Genomic DNA, 6,321 nt, shown 5'->3' on the forward strand with positions numbered 1-6,321 from the left:
ATACCTCCGGTAACAGATGGTTGTTCTGCCAAAACCCAGTGTGCACAAACCATCGAACCGCCACGCCGATAACAGCAGCATTCACTCATTCAGCCCATTGCCATACCGCTGACGAGCACGCGCCCTACCGCCCCCGCGCCTTCACCAGCCCCGTCTCGTAGGACAGCACCACCGCCTGCACCCGGTCGCGCAGCCCGAGCTTCATCAGGATCCGCCCGACGTGGGTCTTGACTGTGGCCTCGGACAGGAACAGCTTCGAGGCGATCTCCGCGTTCGACATCCCCTGCGCGACCAACAGCAGCACCTCGTGCTCGCGGTCGGTCAGGACGTTCAGTTCCGGGGGCGCGGGCTCGCTCTCGGAGGGCAGCATCGGGGCGAACTTGTCGAGCAGGCGGCGGGTGGTCGAGGGGGCGACCACGGCCTCGCCGCTGTGGACCGCGCGGATGGCGGCCAGCAGGTCCGGGGGCGGGACGTCCTTCAGCAGGAAGCCGCTGGCCCCCGCCTTGAGCGCGGTGAAGGCGTACTCGTCGAGGTCGAAGGTGGTGAGCATCAGGACCCGCGGGCGCTCGCCGCGCACCACGATCTCGCGGGTGGCGGCGACGCCGTCCAGGCGGGGCATGCGGACGTCCATCAGGACCACGTCGGCCGGCAGCGTGGCCAGCAGGTCCAGGGCCGCCTGGCCGTCGCCGGCCTCGCCGACCACCGCCATGTCGGGCTGGCTGTTCAGGACCATGCGGAAGCCGGTGCGCAGCAGTTCCTGGTCGTCGACCAGGACGATGCGGACGGGGGCGGCGGATTCGGCGCCGCCGGCCGGTCCGGTCGATCCGGCCGATCCGGTCGGTTCCGGCGTGCTCTGGCTCAACGTCACGACTCCAGGGACTCGGGCTGCAATTCACTCGGGTCGGCGGGCTCCGGGCCGGCGAAGGGCAGGATCGCCTCCACAGCGTAGCCGCCGGAGACGTGCGGGCCGGTGACGAGCGTGCCGCCGAAGACCGAGACCCGCTCGCGCATGCCCACCAGGCCGTGGCCCAGGCCGTCGCCGGGGGCCTCGGCGCCGCGGCCGTTGTCGACGATGCGCAGGACCAGGCAGTCGTCGGTGTACATCAGCGCCACCGAGGCCTTCACCTGCGGGCCGCCGTGCTTGCGGGTGTTGGTCAGCGACTCCTGCACGATCCGGTACACCGCCAGCGCCAGGCCGGTCGGCATCTCCCGCGGCACCCCCTCGACGGTCAGCGACACCGGCAGCCCGGTGGAGCGCACCTGCTCCAGCAGGTCGCCGAGCTGCTCGATGCCGGGCTGCGGAACGTAGGTGCCGGCGTCGTCGGCCGAGCGCAGCACGCCGAGCATGCGGCGCATCTCGGTCAGCGCGGTGCGGCCGGTCTGGGAGATCGCCAGCAGCGCCTTGCGGGCCGCCTCCGGGTCCTGGTCCAGGGCGTAGGTGGCGCCGTCGGCCTGGACCACCATGACCGAGACGTTGTGCGCGACCACGTCGTGCAGCTCGCGGGCGATGCGGGCGCGCTCGGCGGCCGCGGCGATCTGGGCCTGCGCGTCGCGCTCGCGCTCCAGCCGCTGCGCGCGGTCCTCCAGGCGCACGTAGTACTCCCGGCGGTAGCGCATGGAGTCGCCGCCGACCCAGGCCAGGCCGACCAGGCCGGCGATGAAGACCGCCACGAACAGGAAGGTGACCCAGTTGAAGTGCCCGTCGGTGGTGTATCCCGGCTGGCCCTGGTAGCACAGGCGCTGTTCGGCGGGCTTGGTGACGTGGTCGCACTGGGCCTGGTCGTCGAACATGTGCAGCAGCTGGAACTGGATCAGCGCGCCGACGTAGGTCAGCCCCATCGCCGGGATCGACCAGCGGCGCTGGCAGTAGGCGGCGACCGTGTAGAGGTAGATCAGGAAGGCCATGTCGGCGGCGTTGAAGGACGCCGTCCCCAGGAAGAAGCTGAGGAAGCCCGCCACCGCGGCCACCGTGAACGTGCCGCGCGGCCACCGGCGCCGGAAGATGAGCGGGATCGTCGCGGCGATCACCAGCGGCACGACCAGCCACCTCTTCATCCCGCCGGGATGGCTCGAGGCGGCCAGCGAGGCCAGGCCGATCAGCAGCAGGATGACAGCCGGGATGCTGTCGATCAGCTTCGGATGGCGCTGGATCCAGGCGTAGACGCGAGACACGCTTTCAGCGTAGGTGCGCGTTCCGGCTCCGGACATGGCGCCGCGGGATGATCCGCCGGTCATCCTCAGGTCGCACGACCTGGGCGGTAGCGTGGCGGCCGTGACGGAATGGGTGACGTGGCGCACGGCGATGGAGCGGGCCCTGTACGGCCCCGACGGGTTCTACCGCAGGCCGGGCGCCGGACCCGCGGCCCACTTCCGGACCTCGGCGCACAACCCGGTGTTCGCCGAGGCCGTGGCCCGGCTGCTACTGCGGGTGGACGAGCGGCTCGGCAGTCCGGAGCGGCTGGACTTCGTGGACATGGCGGCCGGACGCGGCGAGCTGGCGGCCGGGGTGGTGCGGTGGCTGGCGGCCGAGGCACCGGAGGCCGCCGGACGGCTGCGGACGGTGGCGGTGGACCTCGGGCCGCGCCCGGAGGGGCTGCCGGAGGCGGTGGAGTGGACGACGGAGGCGCCGAGCAACGTGGTCGGGCTGCTGTTCGCGAACGAGTGGCTGGACAACGTGGTGTGCGACGTCGCGGAGGTGGGAGCGGACGGGGACGCGCGGATCGTGGAGGTGGAAGTGGAGGTGGAAGTGGGGGCCGGGTCGGAGGCGGGGATCGGACAGGAGCGGCTGGGAGCGGCGCCGGATGCCGAGCAGCGGGAGTGGCTGGCCCGGTGGTGGCCGATGGACCGGACCCCCGGCACGCGCGCCGAGATCGGCCTGGACCGCGACGCCGCCTGGCGCGCGGCGGTGGCCCGGCTCGAGCGCGGCGTGGCGGTGGCCGTCGACTACTCGCACACCGCCGCCGACCGTCCGCGCTTCGGCACCCTGACCGGCTACCGCGACGGCCACCAGGTGCCGGCGGTGCCGGACGGCTCCTGCGACATCACCGCCCACGTCGCCCTGGACGCGTGCGCGGCGGCGCTGGATCCGGGGGTGCAGACCCTGCTGACCACGCAGCGCGACTTCCTGCGGGACCTGGGTGTCTCCGGCGCGCGCCCCGATCTCGCGCTCGCCTCGTCCGATCCGCTCGGGTACCTGCGCGGGCTGAGCCGGGCCTCGGCCGCCGCCGAGCTCACCGACCCGGCCGGGCTCGGCGCGTTCGGCTGGCTGGTGGCCTTCTCAAGCTGCTGAATCGCTCCTAGGCTGCGGCCACGGGAGGTGACCCGCGTGACGCAGGAGGAACCGGCGAACGTCTGGACCTTGAGCCCGGAAGCCTCGCTGGCCGCCGGGTTCCTGGACCCGCCCGAGCCCGAGCCGCTGCGGCCCCGCGATCCGGAGCGGGTCGGCGGGTACACGCTCGTCGGGCGGCTCGGCGTCGGCGGGATGGGCGTGGCGTATCTGGCGCGCGACGCGGGCGGCCGCGAGGTGGCGCTGAAGGTGGTGCACGCCGGCCTCGCCGAGCACGAGGAGTTCCGCGCCCGCTTCATCCGCGAGGTGGCCGCGGCCCGCCGCGTCCCGGGCCGGCACACCGCGCGCGTGCTCGACGCCGACGTGCTCGCCGATCCGCCGTGGCTGGCGACGGAGTACTTCCGCTGCTGGACCCTGGCGCAGCAGGTGCCCCGCTTCGGGCCGCTCGCCGCCGAGAACGCCGGCACCCTGATCGCCCGGCTCGCCGAGGCGCTGGCCGCGATGCACGCCGCGGGCCTGGTCCACCGCGACCTGAAGCCCTCGAACATCCTGCTGGCCCCGGACGGCCCGCGCGTCATCGACTTCGGCATCGCCCGCGCCGCCGACCTGGCCTCCCTGACCACCACCGGCCGCCTGCCCGGCACCCCCGGCTACATGGCGCCGGAGCAGATCGAGGGAGGCCCGACCGGGCCGCCGGCGGACGTCTTCGCCCTCGGCGCGAACCTGGTCTACGCGACGACCGGCACGAGCCCCTTCTGGGACGGGTCGCCCGCGACGCTGATGTACCGCACGGTGCACGCCGAGCCCGACCTCGGCACGATGCCGGAAGCGCTGCGGGCGGTGACGCTGCGGTGTTTGGCGAAGGAAGCCGGAGAGAGGCCGACGGCGGCGGAGGTGGCAGCGGAGTTCGGGGTGGAGGCAGCCGCGCCCATCGTCATCGGCGGTCCGACCGCGATCGAGGACACCGACGCCGGCACTGGCACTGGCACTGGCACCAGCGACAGCGGCAGCGACAGCGACAGCGGCGGCAGCAGCAGCAGTACCAACACCGGTGCCATCAACCGGGCCGAAACCGAGCGCATCGTCATCTCCGGCGCGACCGCTGTTCCCGGTGGCGATCCGGGCGCTGATTCCGGCCAGAAAGTCGATTTCCCGCCACACCATCGGCGACTTGTCATCGCGACAGCAGCCGGAGGCCTGGTCGCCGCCGTGGCGGTCGCCCTGGCCCTGGCGACCAACGGCGGCTCGACCGCGTCTCCCCCGCCACCCGCCGCCCGCACCTCCCGGTCGCAGGCTTCGATCACCCCGCAGAATCAGCCCTCATCCCGGTCCGCGGCCGCCATCCCCGGCCAGCCCCCGCCGCTTCCGCACGCGCTCGTCGGCTACTCCGGGCGGCTCCTCGGCCAGAACCTCGCCTGGTTCCAGAGCTTGCGCATCCCCGCCTCGTCCGCGCCCTGGACCGGGGGCGGCCTCTGGTCGGCGATCGCAGGGCCCGGATGTCCGAGCGGCGCCGGCCACGCCCTGTCCGCGTCCGCCGGCTGGTCCGCCGATCCGGCCGGCGGTGGTGCCGCCCTCGCGTCCTGCGGCGGAGGCGACCTCGTCGCCTCGACGGTGGCTCCCGGGGAGCCTCCGACCGCCCACGTCACCTGGACCTTCACCCCGGGCTCGGCCGTCTCCGCCTGTGCTCTGTTCGCCTACAACGCGACCGGCCCCGCCAACCTCGCGTTCGGCGACTACGCCCTCGCCGGTCGCGCGGGCCAGTTCCCCATGTCAGGGGCCTCGCACGCCGGGGAATGGGTCGAGCTCGGGATCGCGGCGCCCGCCAACGACGGCACCGTCACCGTCGGCGTGGCCAACGACCAGGCCGTCGACGCGCAGCGTCCGCCGGGCTCGACCGTCACCGCCGCACAGGTCGTCGCGGTCTGTGGCGGGCCGCCCGCGTGAGGCCTGCGCGCCTCGGCACGGCAGGCCACGCCGGCGGGCCGGCCGCCACCGTCGCAGTGTCCGCATAACGCCTCGACAACGATCCGCGCGCCCGGGTTTCGCCACCCGCGTTTGGGATAGAGCGTCCGATTGCGCCCCGACTTTGTCAGACCCGCTCGCTAGAATGTGTGTATGACAGCATTCTTCAGCAAGAAGGATCTGGAGCGGCTGGCCGGGCCGCGCGCCTATCAGCGGGGGGTCGCCTCCGTCCCGGCCGTCGACAGTCTCGGGACCTCGGGGGCGGAGATCACCGCGACCGTCTACGGGTCGGAGCCGTGGCAGGTGCGGCTGGACCGGCGGCCGGCCGGGCTGGACTTCTCCTGCGACTGCCCGCGCGGGATGACGGGGGACTTCTGCCGGCACTGTGTCGCGGTCGGGCTCGTGTACCTGGACGGGCCGGTCACGAAGACCCGCAGCGCGGAGGTCGCCGCCGCGCAGCGGGAGATCGCGGGGCTGCGGCGGCTGCTGGGGATCCTGGACCGCGAGGACCTGATCGGCCTGCTGCTGGACTGCGCGCACGACGACCACGACCTGCGGCGCCACCTCGCCGCCCGGGTCGACGAACTGGTCACCCCGGGGGCCGACGTCAACGACACCGAGCTGCGCCTGGCGGACGTGCGCGCACTGACCGATCCGGCGAGCGCCATCGCCGTCTACAAGAAGCACATCGAGGCGCGGATAGCGGCGCGCAACCGCCGCGACTACGCCGAGGCCGCGCGCTACCTGCAGCACCTGAAGGCGGCGTACCAGCGGCTGCACCGCAAGTCCGAGGCCGTGGCCTACATCGAGGGCCTGCGCTCGGCCCACGCGCGCAAGCACAACCTCATGGAGGAACTGGCCAAGCGCGGCCTGTAGCGAGGGGACACAGGCCGGTAGGGGAACCACAGGCCGGCAGGGAGAAACACAGACGACCGGCGGCTGCCATGGGGCGGTGGCCGCCGGTCCGGGGGGGGGCGGGGGGGGGGGCCCCCCCCCCCCCCCCCCCCCCCCCCCCCCCCGGGCCCCCCCCCAAAGGGGGGCGGGGCCCGGCCCCGCCCCGCCCCCGGGGGGGC

Annotated in this window: 5 protein-coding genes; 3 read left to right on the forward strand and 2 right to left on the reverse strand. The window is 73.7% G+C overall.

Features of this window, described 5'->3' with window-relative positions; translation table 11 throughout:
- Nucleotides 1-124: 124 nt before the first annotated feature.
- Nucleotides 125-733 (reverse strand): response regulator, encoded by a 609-nt coding sequence (locus tag ABH926_RS40645; RefSeq protein WP_370371586.1) that lies wholly within the window; start codon nt 731-733, stop codon nt 125-127.
- Nucleotides 734-864: 131 nt separating this feature from the next.
- The gene (locus ABH926_RS40650) at nt 865-2,172 is read right to left on the reverse strand and encodes a sensor histidine kinase (RefSeq protein ID WP_370371564.1); all 1,308 of its coding nucleotides are present in this window, start codon (nt 2,170-2,172) and stop codon (nt 865-867) included.
- A 91-nt stretch (nt 2,173-2,263) separates the two neighbouring features.
- Here ABH926_RS40650 and ABH926_RS40655 point away from each other — a divergent pair, with 91 nt between their 5' ends.
- From ABH926_RS40655 to ABH926_RS40665, 3 genes are all read left to right on the forward strand, one after another.
- Entirely contained in the window at nt 2,264-3,289 is a 1,026-nt protein-coding gene (locus ABH926_RS40655; RefSeq protein ID WP_370371565.1) for an SAM-dependent methyltransferase, read from the forward strand.
- A 36-nt stretch (nt 3,290-3,325) separates the two neighbouring features.
- Complete coding sequence (locus ABH926_RS40660; RefSeq protein WP_370371566.1) at nt 3,326-5,230, forward strand: serine/threonine-protein kinase; 1,905 nt, start codon at nt 3,326-3,328, stop codon at nt 5,228-5,230.
- 171 nt (nt 5,231-5,401) lie between these two features.
- The gene (locus tag ABH926_RS40665) at nt 5,402-6,124 is read left to right on the forward strand and encodes an SWIM zinc finger domain-containing protein (protein ID WP_370371568.1); all 723 of its coding nucleotides are present in this window, start codon (nt 5,402-5,404) and stop codon (nt 6,122-6,124) included.
- Nucleotides 6,125-6,321: the final 197 nt, after the last annotated feature.

The sequence above is a fragment of the Catenulispora sp. GP43 genome (genome assembly GCF_041260665.1).
Classification (GTDB): Bacteria; Actinomycetota; Actinomycetes; order Streptomycetales; family Catenulisporaceae; genus Catenulispora.